General features: G+C 61.4%; 15 protein-coding genes. 2 read left to right on the top strand and 13 right to left on the bottom strand.

The features are described from left to right. Positions 1-2,304 carry a cellulose biosynthesis cyclic di-GMP-binding regulatory protein BcsB gene (gene bcsB / locus OXR61_RS16670; RefSeq protein ID WP_081316029.1) on the top strand — a complete coding sequence of 768 codons (2,304 nt, stop codon included), beginning with the start codon at positions 1-3 and terminating at the stop codon, positions 2,302-2,304. Then, complete coding sequence (gene bcsC, locus OXR61_RS16665) at positions 2,297-5,677, top strand: cellulose synthase complex outer membrane protein BcsC (protein WP_267412433.1); 3,381 nt, start codon at positions 2,297-2,299, stop codon at positions 5,675-5,677. Before bcsB (OXR61_RS16670) ends, bcsC begins: the two co-directional genes overlap by 8 nt. Before the next feature lie 5 nt (positions 5,678-5,682). On the opposite strand, the gene OXR61_RS16660 is transcribed toward bcsC, so the two are convergent. From OXR61_RS16660 to dppB, 13 genes are all read right to left on the bottom strand, one after another. Beyond that, positions 5,683-5,985 (bottom strand): BrnA antitoxin family protein, encoded by a 303-nt coding sequence (locus OXR61_RS16660; protein WP_058775497.1) that lies wholly within the window; start codon positions 5,983-5,985, stop codon positions 5,683-5,685. Next, positions 5,966-6,265, bottom strand: a complete 300-nt coding sequence (locus OXR61_RS16655) for a BrnT family toxin (protein WP_058771045.1) — start codon at positions 6,263-6,265, stop codon at positions 5,966-5,968. The genes OXR61_RS16660 and OXR61_RS16655 overlap by 20 nt, the downstream gene beginning before the upstream one ends. Positions 6,266-6,487: 222 nt before the next feature. After that, complete coding sequence (locus tag OXR61_RS16650) at positions 6,488-7,492, bottom strand: glycosyl hydrolase family 8 (RefSeq protein WP_031279620.1); 1,005 nt, start codon at positions 7,490-7,492, stop codon at positions 6,488-6,490. A gap of 9 nt (positions 7,493-7,501) precedes the next feature. Further along, positions 7,502-7,948 carry a cellulose biosynthesis protein BcsD gene (gene bcsD, locus OXR61_RS16645; protein WP_058758083.1) on the bottom strand — a complete coding sequence of 149 codons (447 nt, stop codon included), beginning with the start codon at positions 7,946-7,948 and terminating at the stop codon, positions 7,502-7,504. Continuing rightward, positions 7,948-11,751: a cellulose biosynthesis protein BcsC gene (locus tag OXR61_RS16640; RefSeq protein ID WP_267412426.1), complete on the bottom strand. Its 3,804-nt coding sequence runs from the start codon at positions 11,749-11,751 to the stop codon at positions 7,948-7,950. The genes bcsD and OXR61_RS16640 overlap by 1 nt, the downstream gene beginning before the upstream one ends. Before the next feature lie 11 nt (positions 11,752-11,762). Continuing rightward, positions 11,763-14,282, bottom strand: a complete 2,520-nt coding sequence (bcsB, locus tag OXR61_RS16635) for a cellulose biosynthesis cyclic di-GMP-binding regulatory protein BcsB (RefSeq protein WP_267412424.1) — start codon at positions 14,280-14,282, stop codon at positions 11,763-11,765. After that, a complete protein-coding gene (gene bcsA, locus OXR61_RS16630; protein WP_267412422.1) occupies positions 14,279-16,384 on the bottom strand; it encodes a UDP-forming cellulose synthase catalytic subunit in 2,106 nt (701 codons plus the stop codon). Before bcsA ends, bcsB (OXR61_RS16635) begins: the two co-directional genes overlap by 4 nt. A gap of 61 nt (positions 16,385-16,445) precedes the next feature. Next, entirely contained in the window at positions 16,446-17,246 is an 801-nt protein-coding gene (gene bcsQ, locus OXR61_RS16625; protein ID WP_267412421.1) for a cellulose biosynthesis protein BcsQ, read from the bottom strand. Next, on the bottom strand, positions 17,237-17,869 hold the full coding sequence (gene bcsO / locus OXR61_RS16620; RefSeq protein WP_127833511.1) for a cellulose biosynthesis protein BcsO: 633 nt from the start codon (positions 17,867-17,869) through the stop codon (positions 17,237-17,239). The genes bcsQ and bcsO overlap by 10 nt, the downstream gene beginning before the upstream one ends. A 474-nt stretch (positions 17,870-18,343) precedes the next feature. Next, the gene (dppF, locus tag OXR61_RS16615; RefSeq protein WP_021507018.1) at positions 18,344-19,354 is read right to left on the bottom strand and encodes a dipeptide ABC transporter ATP-binding subunit DppF; all 1,011 of its coding nucleotides are present in this window, start codon (positions 19,352-19,354) and stop codon (positions 18,344-18,346) included. Then, positions 19,344-20,330, bottom strand: a complete 987-nt coding sequence (dppD, locus tag OXR61_RS16610; protein WP_021507019.1) for a dipeptide ABC transporter ATP-binding protein — start codon at positions 20,328-20,330, stop codon at positions 19,344-19,346. The genes dppF and dppD overlap by 11 nt, the downstream gene beginning before the upstream one ends. 12 nt (positions 20,331-20,342) lie before the next feature. Continuing rightward, the gene (gene dppC, locus OXR61_RS16605; protein ID WP_021507020.1) at positions 20,343-21,245 is read right to left on the bottom strand and encodes a dipeptide ABC transporter permease DppC; all 903 of its coding nucleotides are present in this window, start codon (positions 21,243-21,245) and stop codon (positions 20,343-20,345) included. Positions 21,246-21,254: 9 nt separating this feature from the next. Next, entirely contained in the window at positions 21,255-22,274 is a 1,020-nt protein-coding gene (dppB, locus tag OXR61_RS16600; protein ID WP_021507021.1) for a dipeptide ABC transporter permease DppB, read from the bottom strand. Positions 22,275-22,356 lie beyond the last annotated feature (82 nt).

Genomic DNA, 22,356 nt, shown 5'->3' with positions numbered 1-22,356 from the left:
ATGACCATGACGAGAAAACTGAGTTGGTTCACCGCCCTGCTGCTGGGCACGGCATCTCTGGCGCAGGCGGCACTTCCGGCGGCGCTTCCTGCTGCACCGCCTGCGGCAACCTCTGCGCCGCTGTCCGACGTGAACCAACCGCTCGATGCCAGCGCCCCGCTGCGCGATAGCCAGCTGCTGTTTACCCAGGTGGCACCGCCGCCGGGTAGCATGACGCTGCGCGGCACCGTCCCCACCAGCCAGATTGAGTTCGGCGTGCGCAGCGATGAAGTGGTCACGCGCGCGCTGCTGACGCTCAACTACCGGCCTTCGCCGGCGCTGCTGCCGACGCAGTCGCAGCTCAAGGTGTATCTCAACGATGAACTGGTGGGACTGGTCACCGTCACCGCCGATCAGCTCGGCAAAGAGAACCAGACGCAGCTGGCGATCGACCCGCGCTACATTAGCGATTTTAACCGCATCCGCCTGGAACTGGTCGGCCACTACGCCAACGTGTGTGAAAATCCGGCCAACAGCACCATCTGGCTGGATATCGGTAAAGCGAGCAAACTGGACCTGACGCTGCAGAAGCTGCCGCTGAAAAACGATCTCTCCCATTTCCCGGAGCCATTCTTTGACGCGCGCGACAACCGGCCGCTGCAGCTGCCGATGGTCTTCAGCGGCCAGCCGGATGTGCAGCAACAGCGTGCGGCAGGCCTGCTGGCCTCGTGGTTCGGTAGCCAGGCGCAGTGGCGCGGCCAGTCCTTCCCGGTGCTGTATAACCAGCTGCCGGAAGGACAGCATGCGGTGGTGTTCGCCACTAACGATCGCCGGCCGGACTTCCTGCAAACGCTGCCGCCGGTGGACAAACCCACCGTGGAAATGGTCAGCCAGCCGGACAATCCCTATCAGAAGATGCTGCTGATTCTCGGCCGCGACGATAACGATCTGATCACCGCAGTAGAGGGCATTGCGCAGGGTGAACTGCTGCTGCGCGGCGAGCGCGCCACCATCGACAGCGTGAAACTGCTGGCCCCGCGCCAGCCGTACGATGCGCCAAACTGGGTACGCACCGATCGCCGCACCACCTTTGGTGAACTGACGCAGTATCAGAACCAGCTGCAGGCTGATGGCCTGCAACCCAACCCGATTAGCCTGACGCTCAACCTGCCGCCGGATCTGTTCCTGGTGCGCGCACGCGGCATTGATATGGACCTGATCTATCGCTACACCTCACCGGTGCAGCAGGACGGCTCACGGCTGGCGGTGCATCTCAATAACCAGTTCATGCAGGATTATCCGCTGACCAGTAAAGATGGCGCGGGCCAGCAGTTGATGCGCATTCCGCTGATGCAGGGCCTGCAGGACAACAGCCGTCAGCTGACCATTCCGGCACTGCGTCTCGGTGTGGTGAACCAGCTGCGCTTTGATTTTGACTACGCCAATACCTTTATCGGCGGCACTGCCGATGGCCGCTGTGAAACCGTCACCCCCGTCGCGCATCATGCGGTGATCGACGATCGCTCCAGCATCGATTTCTCCGGCTATCGTCACTACATCGAAATGCCCTCGCTCGGCGCGTTTGCCAGCGCTGGCTTCCCGTTCAGCCGCTACGCCGATCTGGCGCAAACCCTGGTGCTGGTGCCGGCAAAACCGGAGAGCGGCGAAGTCAGTACGCTGCTTGACGCGCTGGGGGCGATCGGCGCCCAGACCGGCTATCCGGCACTGCGCGTGCAGATGAGCGATGACTGGCGCAACGCCAAAGACCACGATGCCGATCTGCTGCTGATCGGCAGCATTCCGCCGGATCTGCAGGCGGACACGGCGATCAATCTGCTGGTGGATCGCACGCGCAGCACCCTCAACATGCCATCGCGCCCGGGCAGCGCGCCCAACGTGCCACTGTCAGCCAGCGAGCGCACTGCCGAAAGCCAGACCGGCATCAGTTCGCGCGGTCCGCTCGGCGCTCTGGTTGGCTTCCAGTCGCCGTTTCACGATCAGCGCAGTGTGGTGGCGCTGCTGGCTGACAGCCCACGCGGCTGGGATTTGCTGAATGCAGCGCTGCGCGACAGCGGCAAACGCGCGGCGATGTTCGGTTCTGTCAGCATCGTCCGGGAGTCCGGCGTCAACAGCGTGCGCGTGGGCGATACCTACTTTGTCGGGCATCTGCCGTGGTGGGAGCGGCTGTGGAATCTGCTGGCCACCCATCCGGTATGGCTGGCCGTGTGTGCCGTGCTGGTGGTGATCCTGTTCGCCCTGATGGCCTGGCGCCTGATGCGCATGGTGAGCCGTCGTCGCCTGGCTGAGCTGGATGACGATGAATAAGTTACCGCTTGCGCTGCTGATCGCCAGTGCGCTGGCTGGCAGCGTGGCGGCCGCGCCCGGTCCGCAGGTGGCGCCGGTCGCGTGGCTGCTGATGCAGATTCGTACCGGCGAATCCACCAACAAATACGATTTGGTGCAGCAGTCGCTGTACCGGCTGGAAAAAATCGATCCGGATAACCCGCAGGTGCTGGCGGCGCGCATTCGTATGGCGCTGCGTCAGGGCGATCAGGCCAAAGCGCAGCAGCTGTTCGATGCGTTGCAAAAGGCTGCGCCGGATGACGCCGCCACACGCGAATCTGCGGCAGGTTTGCGCCTGATGAGCCCCGAAGGGCGTCAGCAGCTGCAGCAGGCGCGGCTGCTGGCCACCGCCGGACGGCTGCCGGAGGCCAAAGCAGCGTGGGATGCGCTGTTTCACGGCGTCTTTCCCGATGTAAACACCGAACTGGAGTACTGGCGACTGGTGGCGCGCCTGCCAGGCCAGCAGCCGCTCGCCTGGCGTCAGTTGCAGGCGCTGGAGCAGCGTTATCCGGGCAATATCGGCGTCGAGCTACAGCTGGCGCGCATGGCGTTTGATAATAATCAGCCGGATCAGGCGGTGACCCAGCTGCGTCAGCTGGCCAACCGCGACGGCGGCCGCGATGCCGCGTCTGAATTGTGGCTGCAGCAGATCCAGAACCAGCCGGTGAGCGAGCGCAGCGTTGCCAGCCTGCAGCAGTATCTGCAGGTGTTCACCAGCGGCGATGCGCAACAGCGCGGAGCGGATGAGCTGGCGCGTCAGCAAAAAATGCTGGCCGATCCGGCCTTCCGCCAGCGCATGCGCGGCCTGGCGCTGGTCGAGGCTGGCGGCGGCGCGGCGGCAATCGGCGCATTACAGGCGGCGCTGAAGGCCAATCCGGACGACGCCGAACTGCTCGGTGCCATGGGCCAGGCGCAGGCGCGTGCCGGTCACCGTGCCGCCGCCATCAGCTGGCTACAGAAAGCGATTCAGGCGGGCCAGGCCAGCACGCAAATCGGCAAGTGGCAGTCCCTGTTACAGACCAATCGTTACTGGCTGGCTATCGACAGCGGCGACGCGGCGCTGAAGCAGGGGGATTTATCCGGCGCTGAGCGGCAGTACCGCAGCGCGCAGGCCATCGACAGCAATGACAGCTGGGCGCTCATCGGCCTCGGTGATGTGGCGCAGGCGCGTAAAAACAGCGCGTTAGCCCGACAGTACTGGCAGCAGGCGCTGCGCCTTGACCGCAGTAACGGCACGGCGCAGCAGCGCCTGAGCAATTTACGTATTGAGAGCCTGCTGGCCGACGCAGATACGCTGGCGCAGCAGCAGCAATGGCCGCAGGCGGTAGCGAAATACCGTGAGGCGGCTCAGGCGCGACCGGATGATGTCTGGCTGGCCTGGCGGCTGGCCAATGCGCTACGCAGCAGCGGTGACAACCAGGCAGGCGCGGCGGTAATGGCCGCGATGGTGCGCCAGCAGCCGCAGCAGCCAGCCGCGCTGTATGCCACGGCACTGTGGCAGTCATCCGGCGACGACGATGCCGCCGCGCTGGCCACGCTGCACCGTTTACCCACCGCCCGCTGGGACAGCAACATGCATGAACTGGCGGATCGCCTGGCGCAAAACCAGGCGTTCGGGCGTGCCGGGGAGCTACGCGCCCGCGGTGATGAAGCCGCCGCCATCCGCTTGCTGCAACAGCAGCCGGCCTCGCCGCGCCGCGACATTACGCTGGCCGACTGGGCGCTGGAGCGGGGCGATGCCACAACAGCGCTGGCCGGTTATCAGCAGGTGCTGCAGCAGGACGCCAGCAACAACGATGCCGCGCTCGGCCGCATCGAGGCGCTGCTGGCGCTGCAGCGCACCACCGAAGCGCGCGCAGCGCTGCACAGCCTGCCAGACAGCGTGGCGCAGCAGAGCCTGAACAGCGGCCGGCGCGTGGCGCTCGCCTGGCAAAACAGCGGCGATCTCTTCAAAGCGCAGCAGCTGTTCAGCGCGCTGAAAACCCGCGCCGCCGCTGTCGCGCCGTCACAGGAAAAAGCGCTGGTGCTGCGTGATGCCGCGCGGCTGGAGAGACAGCAGCGCCAGCCCGCGCTGGCACAGCAGGATTACCGCGCGGCGATGGTCGCCAGCGGCATCACCCCTGCGCTGCCAGACGATAACGCCCGCTATACCCGGCTGACGCGCACGCAGGCACAGGACGACTGGCTGAAGCGCAGCATTCGCAGCGACGCCGCTGATCTGTATCGCCAGCAGGACACCACTGTGACGCTGGAACAGGACTACTCGCGCGATAAGGGCAACGGTGGCACCTCTGACTTTACCGCCCATACCACCATGCTGCAGGCGGAAACCCCGCTGGCCGATGGCCGCAGCTTTGTGCGCGTTGATCACGTACAGGTGTCTGCCGGGACGTTTTCCACCACGGATGGCAGCCACAGTGAACAGTTCGGCAGCTGTAACGATGCCAACGCCGGGGGCTGCCGGCGCGATTTCACCCAGCGGGACGAAGGCACCGCGCTGGGCGTCGGCTGGCACAACGATCGCTGGTCAGCCGATATCGGCACCACGCCGCTCGGTTTTACCGTCACTAACTGGGTCGGCGGCGTAAGCTGGAAAACTGATATCGACGATCTCGGGGTGACCTTTACTGCTTCACGTCGCCCAATCTCCAGTTCGCTGCTGGCTTACGCCGGCGCGCGCGATCCGGCCACTAACGGCGGCAAAAACTGGGGCGGCGTCGTCGCGACCGGCGGCGGCATCGGCCTGAGCTACGATCGGGGCGGCGCGCACGGGGTGTGGGCCGCTCTCAGCGCCCATCAAATCAGCGGTGAAAACGTGGCGGACAACAGCCGCGAACGGCTGATGGCAGGCTACTACTACAAGCTGATCAATAGCGACAACCAGCGCGCCACCATCGGCCTGAACAGTATGCTGTGGCACTATCAGAAAGATTTGAGCGACTACACCTTTGGCCAGGGCGGCTATTACAGCCCGCAGCGCTACTTCTCGCTGGCGGTGCCGCTGACCTGGCGTCAGCGCACGGAAAACTGGTCGTATGAACTCGGCGGTTCGGTGTCGTGGTCACAGTCAACCACCGACGCTCAGGCGCGCTACCCGGTGAATCCAGGCTTTACGCTGGCCAGCAATCCGTCATCGGACAGCAGTTCCGGACGCGGTTTCGGCTATACCGTGCAGGCGTTGATAGAGCGGCGCATCACGCCGCACTGGTCGCTGGGTTTGGCCATGGACATTCAGCAGGCGAAAGATTACACCCCAAGCCACGGGCTGCTGTATGTGCGCTACTCAATGGCCGGCTGGAACGGCGACATGGATATGCCACCACAGCCACTGGAACCGTATGCGGATTTTAAATAAGCATACTATTTACCCTGCAGTTCTCTTAGCATCGCGGCTCGCAGGATCGCGTTGAGGCGCGTCTGGTAACCTTTGCCAGGCGCCTTCAACCACTCAAGAATATCCGCATCGATTCTGATCGAAGCCTGGGTTTTTACCGGGCGGTAAAAACGCCCCCGTTCGGCAGCCTGCCAGAAACTGTCGTCTAACGGCGCAATATCATCACACTGGATGTCGCTGTCCTGTTTCCGGCTCAAAGCATCCAGCTCCGCCTGTTGCTTATCGGTGAGCGGCGGTAATTCACTGCGTTTAAACCTGACTTTGCTCATAGCGCCTCCTCTCAATACGCGTTGCATGGCGTGCGCTGATAATCCTTATTCGCTCAACATCTGTTTCGAAGCGCACCGTATGGGCCACCAGAATGACCACATGCCCCATAACATTACCAATGGTTTGCCAGCGATATTCCCCATTTTCATAACGATCCTGCACCGACAGGTGGAAAGGATCCTCAAACACGCGGGCTGCAACTTCAAAGCGGATACCATGCTTGCGGAAATTTGTTTCCGCCTTGGTGGTATCCCACTCAAACTCCGGTTCCGTTTGCATTTATCATACACTTTTGTCTATACATTTTAGCATGACAAATTGCGTGTAGTACGCGCTGATGGTGTTGATCGGGCGCAATAGCTGCGCGGTCAGTACAGGAATGAAATGAAATACAGACAGGTCTGGAATCGAGTGAAAAGGTGGAACAGGGTTTGAAGCCAGGCGGGCGGGCCTGATGGTGATCGGCTGGACGGAAGGTTAATCCCGTCCGGCACAGAGAGGCTATCGCTTCTCCTGATAAGCCAGCCAGGTCAGCAGTTGCAGGCTGGCGGAGAAATAGTTTTGCTCCGGCGCTAAGCGGTCGCTGAGGTAGCCGGTTTGGTTGAGCGTCAGGTCGCGCACCGCGGTCAGGCCACCTTCCATATTGTAAGGTGCCGGGGTGTTGGCCAGCACATCAAACCACGCTGGCGTGGTGTCGCGCGCGTAGCCCTGCCAGACGCGCTGGAAGGGCACCAGCCGCAGGCTTTGCGGATCGTACCACCAGATATTCAGCGGAATACGGATCGCGTCATAGCTGAAGCGGTTGGAATAGCCGACCGCCGGCGCGACGGAGCCATCGGCGTTCAGCGCCACCCAGTCCAGCGGCAGGCCGGTTTTGCCAAACTGCATGTCGCCCAGCAGCGCAAGGCCATCATCAATCAGCGTGTTCCACACGCGCAGATGGCTGTGCTGCGCAAACTCCTGCCATGCGGCGAACAGGAAATAGGAAGGGTTAAGCACCACATAGCTGGTTTTATTGAAGCCCTGCGCACCCGGCAGCATAACCTTGCGGCCGGCGTAGTCGATCACCGTTAGCTTGATGACCGCGCGCTGAATGCGATCCGACGCCTGCTGATAATCACCGCCCCACTTCTGCGCCGCGCGCTGCAGCGCCCAGGCGATCAGCACATCCCCGTCCGAAGCATCATTTTTATCGGCGATGGGATCGGCTGCGCCCGGCGTATAGCGCCAGTAGAACAGGTCATTCTGCGGATTGCGCAGATGGGTACGCGTCCACTGCCACAGCAAATCAAAGGTGGCGCGATCGTTATACGCCACCGCCAGCAGCATGCCGTAGCCCTGGCCTTCGGTGTGGCTGACGTTGTTGTTGGCCGTATCGCTGATGCGGCCGTCGCTGCTCATAAAGCGGCTTTTGTAACTGCTCCAGCCATCGGCCGCCGCCTGAGCACTGAAAAATATCACCATGAAACACAGCATCCACTGACGCCAGAACCGCATCACTCTCATCACAGCTTCCTATTGGTATCGATAATGCAGCGTGCCGCCGTCGATTTTTTCCAGCGTCAGCGGTACCGCCGCGCTGCCACCCTGCGCACGTAGCCACTGCGCGTACACGCCGGCCAGCACTGCGCTCAGCGCCAGCTGCCAGCGTTCTGCATCAAGCTGGCTGTCGCCCTGCGGCAGGGCATGGTGCTCAAGCATAATCGCGTTCTGCTGCGGCTGCAGCTGAACAAAGCCCCAGTTAAAGCGCGCCAGCTGGAGATTAATTTCGCGCTCCAGATCCTGCACGGTGCGCGCCTCCGGCAAAGGATAGCGCGTTGCCAGCAATTCGCCCACGCCGTTGAGGAAGGCTTCCGCCTCCGCGCCAGCGTTGTCCAGCATGCTCTCAATCATCACGCTGACCAGATCAAACCAGCCCGGCTGATACGGATGGCTGATGCGTGCGCCCGGTTGCTCACTCATTAGTTGTCTCCAAACAGATAACGGAAGTACAGATTGGCTGTGCTTTCGTTGTAATCGCCAAAGGTGTCATAGCCGAGCTGGCCGCCGATGGTGACATCTTTATTAATCTTATAATCGGCACCGGCGTGCAGGTTATAGCCGATGCCGTTTTTGCTCTCACCGCTGTAGTAGGCGCTTTTGACAAAGCCCTGATCGGCGAGGCTTTGCAGCTGGGACTGCAGCGACGGATCGTTGGGGAAATACGCGCTCTTGTCCTGGCTGTACGACTGATAGCCGACCGAACCGCCAACGTTGACTTTCAGGTCATCAAACTTGCGGCTGAAGTCGACAGGGAACGATACCGCGGCATAATTCTGCGGACTGAAATAGCCGCCCTGACCGTAGCTGAAGTAACTCAGGTTTTTGGAGAAATCCATCCACGACAGGCTCATGCCGACCTTCAGCTCGCGGTCGTCGTAGTGGTAAGGCCGCACGTAAGCGCCCGCCGTGGCCTGTACGCTGTTGTTGCTCGCCACGTTCTCGCCCAGATAGCTGTAAGCGCCGCCGCCGACGTAGAAACCCGCGTCGCCGTTATCGAAGCTCAGCATGGCGTTGCCGCCGTTTTTGGTGACGCGCCCCCAGCGCTTGCCGCTGGTCTTGTCCTCTACGCCAACGTACGACAGCAGACTGTCGGTCATGGCGCGGCGTTCACCGGTGAGGATCAGCGTCAGGAAATCGGTCAGCTTCGGTGACCACTGCACGCCGCCCACCAGCGTACTGAGATCCTGGCCGAGCGGCGTGCTGCCGAGGTCGATTTTGTAGCTGTCGCCCTTCAGCGCCATATTCAGTTCCACGCCGGTGGCCTTTTGCGAATCGGTCGATGAAGACGGCGTGTCGTCTATCTTGGCCGCGCCGGATGCCACCACATTGCCCTGCACCAGCGCGTTGCTGCCGAAGCGACGCCACGCATCACCGGCCGCACTGCCAGCGGTGAGCGACACCGGCGTCATAGTAAAGTCGAAGCGCGACTCGCCGAACGGCACGGTCGAGAAGGTCAGCGGCGCTTTGGCTTCGGTCAGCTTGCTGAGCCCCGATTCGCCGTCGCGTCCGCGCACCTGCATCTGCCCCTGTACCCAGGTGCCGGTTTTCTCCTGCAGATTGTCCATCATCTCGTCAATCTGACGCAGCGTCTGGCTCTGCCGGACATCCGGCGTGGTGCTCGCCAGCGTGACGTCCTGCGCGCTGCTGCTGGTGGCCGGTGCCGTTTGCCACGGCATCACTGTGCCATAGCTGGAAGGCGAACCGGACACCGGCGAGGTGCTGCGGTTGATAAACGGATTGTCCGCCAGCGCCAGACCGCCAACGGTCGGCACGCTGCCGCTCTGTGCGCCCTGCAGACCAATCAGCTGGCCGCGCGCGCTGCGCAGGTAGCTCATCGCCTGGCTGTGCTCGCCGTTAGCTTCCGCCACGCGCGCCAGCAGTAACAGGCGATCCGGCGTCTGCTCATTGCGCAGGCCGCGGGTTAAGGTGTTCGCTTTGTCGATGTCGTTCTGCGCCAGCGCCACATCAATAGCGCCGGTACGTGCGTCTTGCGTTGGCGTATCCTGCGTCAGCAGATAGTCATACACCACACCCGCTTCTTTGTTCATCTTGCCGGACTGATACAGACGCGCCATGGCAAACATCAGATCGCGGTTCTGCGGATCGTGCTGCAGCGCACCCACCAGCTTGTCATAGGCGGCGGCGTACTGCTTCTGCTCGCGCAGGCGATCGACTTCATTGATGAGATAACCGTTGCGGATGCCGGCCAGCTGCGTGGGCGTACTGCGCGCCTGCAGCTCCGGACTGCTGAGGAAGCTCTGCGCTTCGGTCGTCAGTCCCGCCTGATTCAGTACCGCCACCTGCGCGGCGTAATCACCGGCGTTGCCCTGCACGCCGCGCTGCATGTTGCCGCGTACCACCGTCACCGCCGTGGTGAGATCGCCGGCTTTGGCCAGTTTCTGCGCCAGATTACCGGCATCGACCGGATTGGCTGGCGGCGTGGCGGCCAGGGCGCGCAGCGTATTGGCCGCCGCCGCGTCAGAGCCCTGCGCCAGATAGCGATCGGCGGTGGCCATTTGCAGATTGAAATTCACGCGCTGCGCCAGTTCGCGCATCTCGCTGTTCTTGCTGCCGTTGGGAATGCGCGCCAGCAGCTGGCTGGCCTGCTGCCAGGCACCGCTCTCGCTGGCGTTAAGCGCACCGGCGTACAGCTCGCTGGTGCTGGCACCGCTGCGCAGGGTCGGCTGCATGACGTTAGCGGCCAGCAGGCTATCGCCCTGCGCGCGGTAAATGCGTGCCAGATCGAGACGCAGCCAGCCGTCGCTGGGATAGCGCTGAATGGCGCTGTTGAGCGTGGCGATGGCCGCACTGCGGTTGCCTGCCGCCAGCTCGCGTTTTGCCTGCGCACGCAGCGGATCGCTGCTGTTACCGCGCGGCGCCACGCTCTGGCGCACGCTGTCGGGCAATGATGCCAGCAGGGTATTGGCTTCGGCGCTGCGGTTTTGCTGGCGCAGCACGTAAAACAGCCCCTCTTTGGCGCTGCGGTTATCGGCATCGCTCTGCAGAATGGCCCGGTAGGTTTGCTCCGCCTGCTGCAGCTGATTGCTGCGGCGCAGCACATCAGCGCGGAACAGCTTCGCCGATATACCTTTTTCGCCCTCGGCCTGCGTCAGCGGCTCACTCAGCGCCAGCGCCTGCGCGCTGTCACCGTTTTTCAGCGCCTGCTGGGCATTCGCCAGCTGCGCGTAAAAGCGGGCGTCGGCCGCCTGCTGCTGACGCTGCTGGCTCTGATCGCCGCCCAGCTGTGCGGCGCGCGTCAGATAATCGGCGGCTTCGGCGTAGCGTCCGGCGCGCTGCGCCACGTAGCCCATACCGGCAAGCGCATCGGCGTCCTGCGGGTTGGCCTGCAGCACTTTTTCAAAGTTGTTCTGCGCACCGCTGACGTCGCCGCTGTTCAGCGCGCTAAAGCCAGCGCCCTTCTCCGCGCCGCCGACGTTTTTGCGGTAGTAATCCACCACTGCACTGTCCTGCGGATGGCGCTGCTGCCAGGTCTGGTAGAGCGCGGCGTCTGACGCCTGTGGCGCCAGCCACAGCAGCGCCTGACGCAGCGAGCGATCGGCCTCTTTATTACCGTCCGCCATGCTGGCCAGCACATCAATGCCCTGGCGGCGCGTCGCTTCCTGATAGGTCAGCGCTTTGCCCAGCGCCAGCTGAGCGCCGGTATCCTGCGGATGGTCGGCGGCAAACTGCCGCAGCGCCTCCACAGCCTGGGGCAGCAGCGTGCGGTCGCCGGCCATGGTCAGATAATATTCTGCCGCCACGCTCGGCGGCGGCTCGTTGCCGCTGAAGGTGTTGCGCCAGGTTTGCAGCGCGGCGGCGATGTTACCGCTGCGCGCCTGCTGACGCGCCAGCGACAGCTGCGCCTGCGGAATGCTCTGCAGCTGCCGCGCGTTGTCCAGCTCCGTCAGATGCGGATCGTTGGGCGATACCGCACTCAGGCGGGCGCGCCACTGTGCCGCATCAGCCGCGCTGCCGCTTTGCTGTGAATAGAGCGCCAGCAGATACAGCGCCTGGGTATTGTTCGGCTCCACCATCAGGATTTTTTGCAGCGAGGCTTTCGCCAGATCGTCATGCGCTTTCTGATGCCAGTAGGCCGCCTGGTCGAACAGTGCCTGTAACGCCGGATTGGTGCTCTCCGCCGCCAGCAGCGGCTGTGAGAAGGTCAGCGCGCCGCCCAGCAGCAACGCCTGACGAATACCGGCACTTATCAGCTGTTTTTTCATTATTTTTATCCTTACTTCCGGCCGGAGTGGCTATCGTCTTGCGGGTGGAGACGGCGCCACGCGTGGCGCTTCAGCATCACCCAGGCCGCACTGCCGATCAGCGCCGACAGCAGCAGCGCCGCCAGCGCCATCAGTACCGAGTGCTGGTTGGCATACCACACCACCATCATGTACCACGGCATTTCACCGCTCGGGAACTGCGGCCCGACGCGGAAGCTGCGGATACCATTCTCATCGGTGATGATGGCGGTATCACCGCGGATGCCGGCGTTGATGCGCGCCGAATTCAAATCATCGTGCAAACGCAGCAGCTGCTGATCGCTGGTGGCAACCGTCATCACTACCAGACGATCGGCGCTCCACGGTGAGCGATAGCTGACAAAGCCGCGCCACGCTTCATTCGAAGAGAAGTAGCGATCGGCATCCAGCTGCTGGCGAGACCAGTCACCGGTCAGCCAGCCGCGCAGCTTATCGACGGTGGTCGGCTCTTTAACGCCCAGCGTGTTGCCGCTGGTCTGGTAAGCGGTGCCGGCCAGCATCTGCTGCGTGAAGGCGCTGTGCTGCATGGTGCTCACCGCCAGTACATCGCTGTGCTGCAGGCGCGTCAGATTGGTGCCGCCGTTCGGCAGACCAAACAACACCTGATTCTGCACCAGCGGCACGCCGGTGGCGTTACCGGCGCGCGCGGCCATGTCCAGCAGCGTCGCGATCTCGGCATCACCCGGCGCCTCCGGCAGCAGCAGCGTGGTCTGCGAAAAATCCGCCAGCCGCGAGAACGGGAACGAAGCACCGACGAAGTACGACAGGTTCGGCAGCATGGTGAAGTGGCGCGTGTGGCTCAGATCGATCCACGAATCCTCTTCGATACGGCTCTTGATGTTGTTGTTGAGCAGCACGCCGCACGGCGCATCCGCCTTTGGCTTGATGTTGAAGTAGAGCGCCAGCTGGTTGTCGCCGTAAATCAGGTATGGCTCCAGCTTAAGCGTGTACTGCTCCTGGCGTGCATCCCCGCCCAGCCGGTGCCAGGCGCTCTCCAGCAGCCCGACTTTGTTCACCGTCAGGTTGCGCAGGAAAGTGCCGTTCAGCGTGACGTTGAGGAACGAATTGTTTTCAGCGATCCAGCTTTCCGACGGGAAACGGTAATGCAGATTGACCGGAATCGCGTCGCCGTCCCACAGGAACAGATCCGGCGCCGCGCGGAAGTTAACCCGCAGCGCATCGTGCCAGATACCGGTGGTGGTCAGGCTCTGATCTTTACGCAGCAGCTCGCTGAGACGCACCGGGCGGCTGGTGTTGATCCAGCGCGGTGCGTCGTACGGTTTGCGCGTGCCAATCGGCTGCGGCGGTACGTTCAGGCTGCTGGCATCGGTGGCCAGCGGCTGCGTGGTCAGGCGGTTGGCCGCCTGGCGCAGCTGGGCATCATCTGCACCGACCACCAGCAACAGTTTGTACACCGGATTGTTGGGGTTATCGATCACCTGCAGCAGCGGCCCCTTCGCCGCAGGCAGCGTCACGCTGCCGATTTTGTCACCCGGATGGCCGATCAGGATACCGTTGTGCTCGGGCAGATCGCCGCGCACCACCGGGAAACGGATGCCACGGTAATCCGACTGAATGCCGAGCCAGGAAGCCACCAGCGCGGCGGCGCTGACGCTATCCGGCGAAACTTTAGCGGCAAAACCAAAGGTCACGCTGGCGGGCGTCATGCGCTGCACATCAATAAACGGACGCGGGAAGTTGCGCAGGCTGGTGCCGATGTTGAGCTGCTGGCCTTCAAGGCTGAGCGTGGTTTTCGGCAGAATGGTGACCTGATACTGCTGCGCGCTCTCTTTTTCGCACAGCAGCTTGTCGGCATCGTTAATTTTAAAGCTGAGGTTATTACTGGAAACCACCATCGCCGCCGGAATATCCAGCTGATAGTCGCTGACATCGCTGTCGCTGGCCCCCAGCGGCAGCGTGCCGAGCGGCTGGCCGTTGAGCATCAGCTGCAGCGACGTGTTGCGCGCCGCCAGCGCGGCAGAGACGCGCAGCGACAGGTTGAGCCGCGCATTAGTGATCACCTCATCGCCCGGCAGGGTAAACAGAATACCGGACTGCAGCTGGCCGCCGGTCAGGGTGATGCCGCGCGGCTGCCCCATCTGCGCCACCGAAATGGTGCTGCTCACCGGCTGGTTTAACAGCGCGCCAGCGGGCTCAGCGGCAGCCGATGCCTCCGCAGCCACCGGCGGTATGACGATATCAGGCGCAGCCGATGCTGCTGGCGTTGCTGACTCTGCCGGCTGTGCTGACTCTACTGGCTGTGCGGGTGCTGTATTTTCCTGCACCGGCGCTGCATCGCCCGGCGTGTATGGCGCGTCGCCCGCCGCCTGCTTCAGCTGCGGATCGGCACTGCCATCCAGCCCCTGCGGCGGCGGTACGTCGGAGAGCGCGGCACTGTCCTGGGTTACCGCCGGCGTCTCTGCCCAGGCAGGGGCGAGCAGCAGCGTGGTGGTCAGCGCGCTGGCCAGCAACGTGTACGTCAATGTTTTCATGCTGCGCTGTCCTCTTTGGCCGTTGCCTGGCCATCACGCTTGCGCGCCTCACGGCGATCTTTCCAGCTCAGCCAGAACAGCTCAAAGACGGTACGGATGATGGTGCCGAGCGACACCAGCGGATTGTCCTGCTTATATTCCGGCTGGATCCACGCATCGGCCCGCGCCAGCACCACGCGCACCAGTTCACGGCGGCGCGCCAGCGGCATCGTGCCAAAGCGCAGGCGAATGGTCTCCTCATCACCGGAGATCTTGCTCACCGGAATGGTGATGGCACCCGATTTCAGCAGCAGATCGATCTCTTCGATTTCATCGTGCTCATGCCGGTTGTCCGGCGCATCCAGCTGCGCGCCGCCCATCGACAGATCGCTGGTTTGCGTGCGCGAAGAGATGCCGCTGGCATAGTGAATCACCGCCGGGATCTGCACCTCGATACGAATGGTTTTACGCACCTGTTTGGTTTCACGCGCCACGGCAATCGCCGCCATCAGGATGATCAGGCTGAACACCGCCCAGCCGACGTTGAGCGCAATCACGTAAGGATCGACACCGAAGTAATCATGCGCCACGGCGCGCACCACGCCGGCCACGATGCCAATCGACAGCAGCGCGGCAACGATGACGTGAGGCCGCACGATGTGGAAGTCAAAGAAGCCCTGGTCCAGCAGGCCGCCTTTATCCGTCACGTTGAATTTGCCGTGCTTTGGCGACAGCAGGGTCAGCAGCGTCGGAATCACCAGGTGGAAGCACATTACGGTTTCGTAGATTTCACCCCAGAAGGTGTAACGGAATTTGCCGTTCATGCGCGAGTTGACGTACAGCGACATCACCAGATGCGGCAGTACGTAAGCGAAAATGAGTGACGCCGACGAGTGGATAATATTCAGGTTAAACAGCAGGTAAGCCAGCGGCGCAGTGAGGAACGCCACGCGCGGCAGGCCGAACTGGAAGTGCAGCATGGCGTTGAGGTAGCACAGACGCTGCTGCCACTTGAGCCCACGGCCCAGTAGCGGATTGTCGACGCGGAAAATCTGCGTCATGCCGCGCGCCCAGCGGGTACGCTGAATCACGTGCAGCCCCAGACGTTCGGTCGCCAGTCCCGCCGCCAGCGGAATTGCCAGGAACGCCGAGCCCCAGCCGAGACGCTGCATTTTCAGCGCGGTATGCGCGTCCTCGGTGACGGTTTCCACCGCGAAGCCACCAATCTGTTCCAGCGCGCTGCGGCGAATCACCGCACAGGAGCCGCAGAAGAACGTGGCGTTCCAGTTGTCGTTGCCCTGCTGCACCGGGCCGTAAAACAGCGAGCCCTCATTCGGGATGCTGCGCGCGGCGCGCAGGTTACGTTCGAACGGATCCGGCGAGTAAAAGTAGTGCGGCGTTTGCAGCAGCGCCAGCTTCGGATCTTTCAGGAACGGACCGACGGTGGCCTGCAGGAACGTGCGCGTTGCCACGTGGTCGCAGTCAAACACGCAAATCAGCTCGCCTTTGGTGATTTTCATGGCGTGATTGAGGTTGCCGGCTTTGGCGTGGCGGTTATCGTCACGCGTGATATAGCCGACGCCAACGTCGGCGGCAAATACCGCGAACTCGCTGCGTTTGCCATCATCCAGCAGGTAAACTTTGATCTTATCGCGCGGGTAGTCGATACACTGCGCCGCCAGCACGGTATCCCGCACCACGTCGAGGCTTTCGTTATAGGTCGGCACGTAGACATCGACCGTCGGCCACAAGCGGGTATCATCCGGCAGCGGTTCGATGGTGCGTTTTAATGGCCAGCTGGTTTGCAGGAAGCCGAGAATTAAGATCAGCCAGACGTACAGCTCGGCCAGATATAAGCCGATACCGAGAATCGCTTCAATCTCGGAATTAAACTGCAGCGTTTCCGTGGTGCGCCACCAGATATATCGGGTCGACATCAGCGCGGAAAGAAAAACCATCACAATGGTTATTTTACGGCTTTTACTGAAGCCCAGTAAAAACATCATGCCAATACTGATCAAACCAAAAATATACTGTTTCTGGCTGTCCATAGGCGTGATGACGATTACCGCAGCGACCGGTGCAAGCACCAGCAGCAGCAGGTAAAACCCGAGTTTACTCATGATTCACCCTGAAGAAGCTGTGTTGTTATTATTTGAACCAGGCCGCTGGCGGCCGGGCTTGTTAATAATGACTGCGGATCGGTGCCTGAACTTCGCCGTTGCCTACGTTGATATTCAGGATATTCGCCACCCGTTTTGCCACCAGTTCAATATCAAACGCCGCTGCCGAAGCCGGGCTGAAATCATAGATTGACTGCTGCGAGGCATTGGCCTCTGCCACGCTTTCATCGCGGTGCACCACGCCGAGTAAATTATCGCCCAGCCGCTGCTGCATAAATGCGGTCACTTCACGGCTGATATTCCGGCGATTATCACTTTGGTTGAGCACGAAATAATGACCGTGCTGATTATTTAATGGCTGGCCAATCATGCGATGGTTTTCAATTTGCGGCAGCAGCGCCACCGAGGCGGTATCCGCCAGCATCACCACTAAATGCATATCGGCCAGCGCCTGCATGGCTTTTAACGCCGGACCGGGTCCCGGCGGAAAATCCGCAATAATCACCAGACCCGGATAATTCAGGACCGTATCCAGGCCGCGTTTTAAGAAATGGGCATCGTGCGCCAGGTTGTGTTCGAAGCGCTCACGCTGCGCTTCAGTCACTTCACCGTAAGGCATGACAAAGATGTTGCTGCCGGTGGTGAGGATCGACTGACTCCAGTCAGCCTGCTCTTCCGAGCGCGCCACAAAGCCGCGGCTGTCGTGCAGCGGTACGCCAAAATGCAGGCGCAGCGCATTTTGTACGTCAAAATCGATCGCCAGCACTTTGCTGCCGGCACGCGCCAGACTCCAGACCAGGTTGGCCGCCATGGTGGTTTTTCCTACTCCCCCTTTTGGCGAGCACACACAAACTAATGGCATAGCGCGATCTTCTCCAGTAACGGTTTGAGCAGTGTTTCTTTAGATAAATGAACCGGTTCCGCCGCACGCGAGCGGAACAGTGCGCCAAAGCGCGAGGGCGTAGCAGGCTCCGGCTGCACCACGGCGGGCGCAGTGGCCGGTGCTGCGGCAGCAGGGGCGACCGCCTGTTCAGCGACCGGCGCGCTGACCGGCGGCGGTGGGAACAGTGAAGTGGCCACCTGACGTGCTACGTGCGTGGCTGCTGGTGCCAGCGACGACACGGACGCGGCAGTGGGCGCGCTGCTTGCCGGTGGAAACAGCGCGCTACGCGGTGTTTCTGTGTCGGGTGCCGGCGCGCTGGCGGCGAGGCTCTGCAGCAGCGATGCCTTTTCACTGCGGGCGACGGGCGCCGGATTGAGAGCCTGCGGCGGCGCGACAAACTCATCGCCGCGAATTGGCTGCGGCTGCGGCAGATCGACGCGCTGGCCGCTACCCAGCTCCGGCTCATCATCCGTCGCCAGCTGACGGATGATCGCCCACTGGCTGTGATCGGCTTCCAGCGATTGCCCGGACATATCCTTAAAAGCAATGTCCAGCGTTTGCGTTTTTTCCTGGAAACGCTGCAGATCGTCGTAGTTCTTCATGATCAGAGCCTGTTAAAGCGGAGGGGTAATTTCCGCGAATATAACACACACGTTAAGACACGGTGAGAGAATTCTGATTATTAAAACCGCAGATTCGACAAAAGAGTTTTATCTGAAAGATTGAAAATATACAGATGCAAAAAGCATGCACTGATTAATTGAGCAGGATTAATAAAAATCGATTAACGGAAATAGCAGCCGGAAGATAATTAGGATAATGCACTGATAATAAACAACTTACCATTGAAATGTGCAGTTATCTCTGGCCGTGACGGCGCTCACACAATGCGGCACGGATTCAGAATTTGCCTTAACCTTTTCGCTGTGGTTCAGGACCAGCGATTTAAAGATTCAGTCGCGTAATACATTTCTGCCATAGCAGGCGATTAAGACACGTCAGGTTAATTTTACTCATGTATCAGGCCACCAATAACAAAGGCTCCCGCAGGAGCCTTTCGCACTGGCTGGCCGTAATTACGGCGTCGCCACCGGCTGATTCTCATCCTGGTCGACGGCGAAGCAGGCGATTTGCTGCTCACCATACTGCTTCAGTTTCGGCTGCAGCTGCACGCAGGTACCGAAACGACGGCGGCAGCGTGCGTTGAACGCGCAGCCCGGCGGCGGATTCAGCGGGCTCGGCAGCTCACCGGTCAGTTTGATGCGCTCGCGGCGTTCGTCCGGATTGAGGCGTGGCGTGGCCGACAGCAGCGCCTGAGTATACGGATGGCGCGGATTGCTGAAGATCGCCTCTTTGCTGCCCTTTTCCACACAGCGGCCGAGGTACATCACCATGACTTCGTCGGCGATGTGCTCCACCACCGACAGGTCATGCGAGATGAACACATAGGACAGGCCGAGATCCTGCTGTAAATCCATCATCAGGTTGAGCACCTGAGCGCGCACTGAGACGTCGAGCGCCGAGACCGGCTCATCGGCAATCAGCACGTCGGGATCGAGCATCAGGCCGCGCGCAATAGCGATACGCTGGCGCTGACCGCCGGAGAACATGTGCGGATAGCGATCGTAGTGCTCGGTTTTCAGGCCCACTTTGGCCATCATCTCCAGCGTTTTTTCCCGCCGCTCCGCTTTGCTCAGCGCGGTATTGATCACCAGCGGCTCTTCCAGAATCTGGCTGATTTTCTTACGCGGATTGAGCGAGCCATACGGGTTCTGGAACACAATCTGGATTTTCTGCCGGCGCAGTTTTTGCGCCTGCGGATCGTGTTTCAGCAGATCCTGCCCGTGCCAGTACAACTCGCCGGCGGTCGGCGTTTCAATCATCGTCAGCAGGCGACCCAGCGTGGATTTACCGCAGCCGGATTCGCCCACCACCGCCAGCGTTTTGCCACGCTCGAGGTTAAAGGAGACGCCGTCCAGCGCCTTCACCAGGCGCTCTTGGCCGAACAGGCCCTTTTTCACCGGATAGTGTTTTTTCAGGTCAATTGCCTGCAGCAGGTAATCCTGCTTCGTGTTATCAAGACTCATAAGTCGGTCTCCCGGCATCATCCAGTGGGAAGTGACATTTGGACTGGCGGCCCGGAATATCGCGCAGCTCAGGTTCTTCAGTACGGCAGCGGTCGGTCACGTACGGGCAGCGCGGATTGAGCAGACAGCCGTTAGGGCGGTCATACTTGCCCGGCACCACGCCCGGCAGCGACGCCAGCCGCGCTTTGTCGGCGGCAAACTCCGGCAGCGCACGCAGCAGCGCCTGCGTATACGGGTGACGCGGCGCTTTAAAGATATCCACCGCTTTGCCGCTCTCCACCACCTGACCGGCGTACATCACGATGATGTGCTGCGCCGCTTCGGCCACCAGCGCCAGATCGTGCGTGATCAGGATCAGCGCCATGTTCTCCTGCTTCTGTAACTCCAGCAGCAGTTCGATGATTTGCGCCTGAATGGTCACGTCGAGCGCCGTGGTTGGCTCATCGGCAATCAGCAGCTTCGGCTTACAGGCAATGGCCATGGCGATCATCACGCGCTGGCTCATACCGCCGGACAGCTGATGCGGATAGACATCGAGCCGCGATGCCGGATCGGGAATGCCCACCTGCTCCAGCAGGTCGATGGCACGCTGACGCCGCGTGCGCTTGCTGCCGCCCTGATGCACTTTCAGCGCTTCCATGATCTGGTAGCCCACGGTGTAACACGGGTTGAGGCTGGTCATCGGGTCCTGGAAGATCATCGCCACTTCTGCGCCCACCAGCTGGCGGCGCTCTTTTTCGGAGATGCGCTGCAGGTCGCGCTGATTGAACTCCAGCTTCTCTGCTTTCACGCGGCCGGGATAGTCAATCAGCCCCATGATCGCCAGCGAGCTGACCGATTTACCGGAGCCGGACTCGCCGACAATCCCGACGACCTGGCCCTGTTCTACCTGGTAGCTGATGCGGTCAACCGCACGGAACGGTGCCTTTTCGTCGCCGAAATGCACCGACAGTTTTTCTACATTTAATAACGCCATCTCGGTGCCTCTTTACTGCTTGAGTTTCGGGTCGAGTGCATCACGCAAACCATCGCCCATGAGGTTAAAGGCCAGAACCGTCAGCAGGATGACCACTCCGGGGAAGGTCACGACCCACCAGGCACTCTGCGCATACTGCAACACGTCGGAGAGCATGGTGCCCCACTCCGGCGTCGGCGGCTGCGCCCCCATACCGAGAAAGCCCAACGCGGCCATATCCAGGATGGCGTTGGAGAAACCTAACGACGCCTGCACGATCAGCGGTGCCAGGCAGTTAGGCAGAATATTGATGAACATCTGGCGCAGCGTACCGGCACCGGCCACGCTGGAGGCGGTTACGTAGTCGCGATTGACTTCCACCAGCACCGCCGCGCGCGTCAGGCGAATGTAGTGCGGCAGCGCAACGAAGGTGATCGCCAGTGAGGCGTTGACAATCGACGGGCCAAAGATGGCCACCAGCACCAGCGCCAGCAGCAGGCTTGGCAGCGCCAGCATGATATCGACGAGGCGCATGATCACTGCATCCACCACGCCGCCGAGATAACCGGCCATCAGACCGAAAATCACCCCCAGAATCAGCGACAGCACCACCACCATGCAGCCCACCAGCAGCGACAGGCGCGCACCAAACATCAGGCGCGACAGGATGTCACGGCCGACGTCATCGGTGCCGAGAATAAATTTCCAGCTGCCGCCTTCCTGCCACACCGGCGGGTGCAACAGCGCATCGCGGAACTGCTCAGCCGGGGCATGCGGTGCCAGCACATCGGCGAAGATGGCGATCAGCAGCATCAGAATGATGTAAACCAGGCCGATAACCGCGCCTTTGTTACGTTTAAAATAGTGCCAGAATTCCTGAATCGGGGTCATCGGCTTCGGTGCAGCGGTGACGCTTGCGGGATCAACAGCAGACATGATTCCCCCTTATTTCTTATGACGGATGCGCGGATTCACCACGCCGTACAACAGATCAACCAGCAGGTTGACCAGAATGATCAGGATTGCCACCAGCAGCACGCCGCCCTGCACCACCGGATAATCACGGCGCTGCAGTGCTTCGATCAGCCAGCGGCCGAGTCCCGGCCAGGAGAAGATGGTTTCGGTGAGGATGGCGCCCGCCAGCAGCGTGCCCACCTGCAGACCGATCACCGTGACCACCGGCAGCATGGCGTTACGCAGCGCATGCACCACGATCACGCGCATGCGCGTCAGGCCTTTGGCGCGCGCGGTGCGGATGTAATCTTCACCCAGCACTTCCAGCATCGAAGAGCGCGTCATACGCACAATCACCGCCAGCGGAATGGTGCCCAGCACGATGGCCGGCAGGATCATGTGCATCACCGCATCTTTGAAGTCGCCCTCTTCGCCCCACAGCAGCGTATCAATCAGCATAAAGCCGGTGAGCGGATGGCTGTCGTCAAGGAAGATGGTGTCGCTGACGCGGCCAGAGACCGGCGTCAGGTTGAGCTGCACCGACACCAGCATGATCAGCATGATGCCCCACCAGAAGATCGGCATTGAGTAGCCGGTCAGCGAGATGCCCACGGCGGTGTGATCGAAAATTGAGCCGCGTTTCACCGCCGCCAGCACGCCGACCGGAATACCCACGGCAACGGCGAAGATCATGGCGCAAATGCCCAGCTCAAGCGTGGCTTTAAAGCGCGGCACGAACTCATCCCACACCGGGATGCGGCTTTTCAGCGAGATGCCGAGGTCGCCATGCAGCACGCCGTTGATGTAAGTGATGTACTGTTTCCACATCGGCTGATCGAGACCAAACTGGGCCATCAGCTGCGCATGACGTTCGGGGGAGATGCCGCGTTCACCGGCCATGATCAGCACCGGGTCGCCGGGGATCAGGTGAACGAAGGCAAAGGTCAATAATGTAATACCGATGAACGTCGGGATGACAAGGCCCAGACGTCGGAGTATGAATTGCAGCATAAGCCGGATTCTCAGTCATTTTCCGTGGCGCTAACGCCATGGACTACATTGCTCACAATCCGCAGCCGGCATAGCCGGACGC

Source organism: Pantoea sp. GM_Pan_4 (genome assembly GCF_026541005.1).
GTDB classification, from domain to species: Bacteria; Pseudomonadota; Gammaproteobacteria; order Enterobacterales; family Enterobacteriaceae; genus Pantoea; species Pantoea dispersa.
The sequence above is the reverse complement of the archived record's forward strand: the minus strand, read 5'-3'. Positions and strand labels throughout refer to the sequence as shown.

Excerpts from the sequence above, each read along its gene's own strand:
- bcsC (WP_267412433.1), top strand. The coding sequence starts at position 2,297 with ATGAATAAGTTACCGCTTGCGCTGCTGATCGCCAGTGCGCTGGCTGGC.
- OXR61_RS16660 (WP_058775497.1), bottom strand. The coding sequence starts at position 5,985 with ATGAGCAAAGTCAGGTTTAAACGCAGTGAATTACCGCCGCTCACCGAT.
- dppF (WP_021507018.1), bottom strand. The coding sequence starts at position 19,354 with ATGAGTCTTGATAACACGAAGCAGGATTACCTGCTGCAGGCAATTGAC.
- OXR61_RS16650 (WP_031279620.1), bottom strand. The coding sequence starts at position 7,492 with ATGAGAGTGATGCGGTTCTGGCGTCAGTGGATGCTGTGTTTCATGGTG.
- OXR61_RS16655 (WP_058771045.1), bottom strand. The coding sequence starts at position 6,265 with ATGCAAACGGAACCGGAGTTTGAGTGGGATACCACCAAGGCGGAAACA.
- bcsA (WP_267412422.1), bottom strand. The coding sequence starts at position 16,384 with ATGAGTAAACTCGGGTTTTACCTGCTGCTGCTGGTGCTTGCACCGGTC.
- bcsD (WP_058758083.1), bottom strand. The coding sequence starts at position 7,948 with ATGAGTGAGCAACCGGGCGCACGCATCAGCCATCCGTATCAGCCGGGC.
- bcsQ (WP_267412421.1), bottom strand. The coding sequence starts at position 17,246 with ATGCCATTAGTTTGTGTGTGCTCGCCAAAAGGGGGAGTAGGAAAAACC.
- dppB (WP_021507021.1), bottom strand. The coding sequence starts at position 22,274 with ATGCTGCAATTCATACTCCGACGTCTGGGCCTTGTCATCCCGACGTTC.
- bcsB (WP_267412424.1), bottom strand. The coding sequence starts at position 14,282 with ATGAAAACATTGACGTACACGTTGCTGGCCAGCGCGCTGACCACCACG.
- dppD (WP_021507019.1), bottom strand. The coding sequence starts at position 20,330 with ATGGCGTTATTAAATGTAGAAAAACTGTCGGTGCATTTCGGCGACGAA.
- dppC (WP_021507020.1), bottom strand. The coding sequence starts at position 21,245 with ATGTCTGCTGTTGATCCCGCAAGCGTCACCGCTGCACCGAAGCCGATG.
- bcsO (WP_127833511.1), bottom strand. The coding sequence starts at position 17,869 with ATGAAGAACTACGACGATCTGCAGCGTTTCCAGGAAAAAACGCAAACG.
- bcsB (WP_081316029.1), top strand. The coding sequence starts at position 1 with ATGACCATGACGAGAAAACTGAGTTGGTTCACCGCCCTGCTGCTGGGC.
- OXR61_RS16640 (WP_267412426.1), bottom strand. The coding sequence starts at position 11,751 with ATGAAAAAACAGCTGATAAGTGCCGGTATTCGTCAGGCGTTGCTGCTG.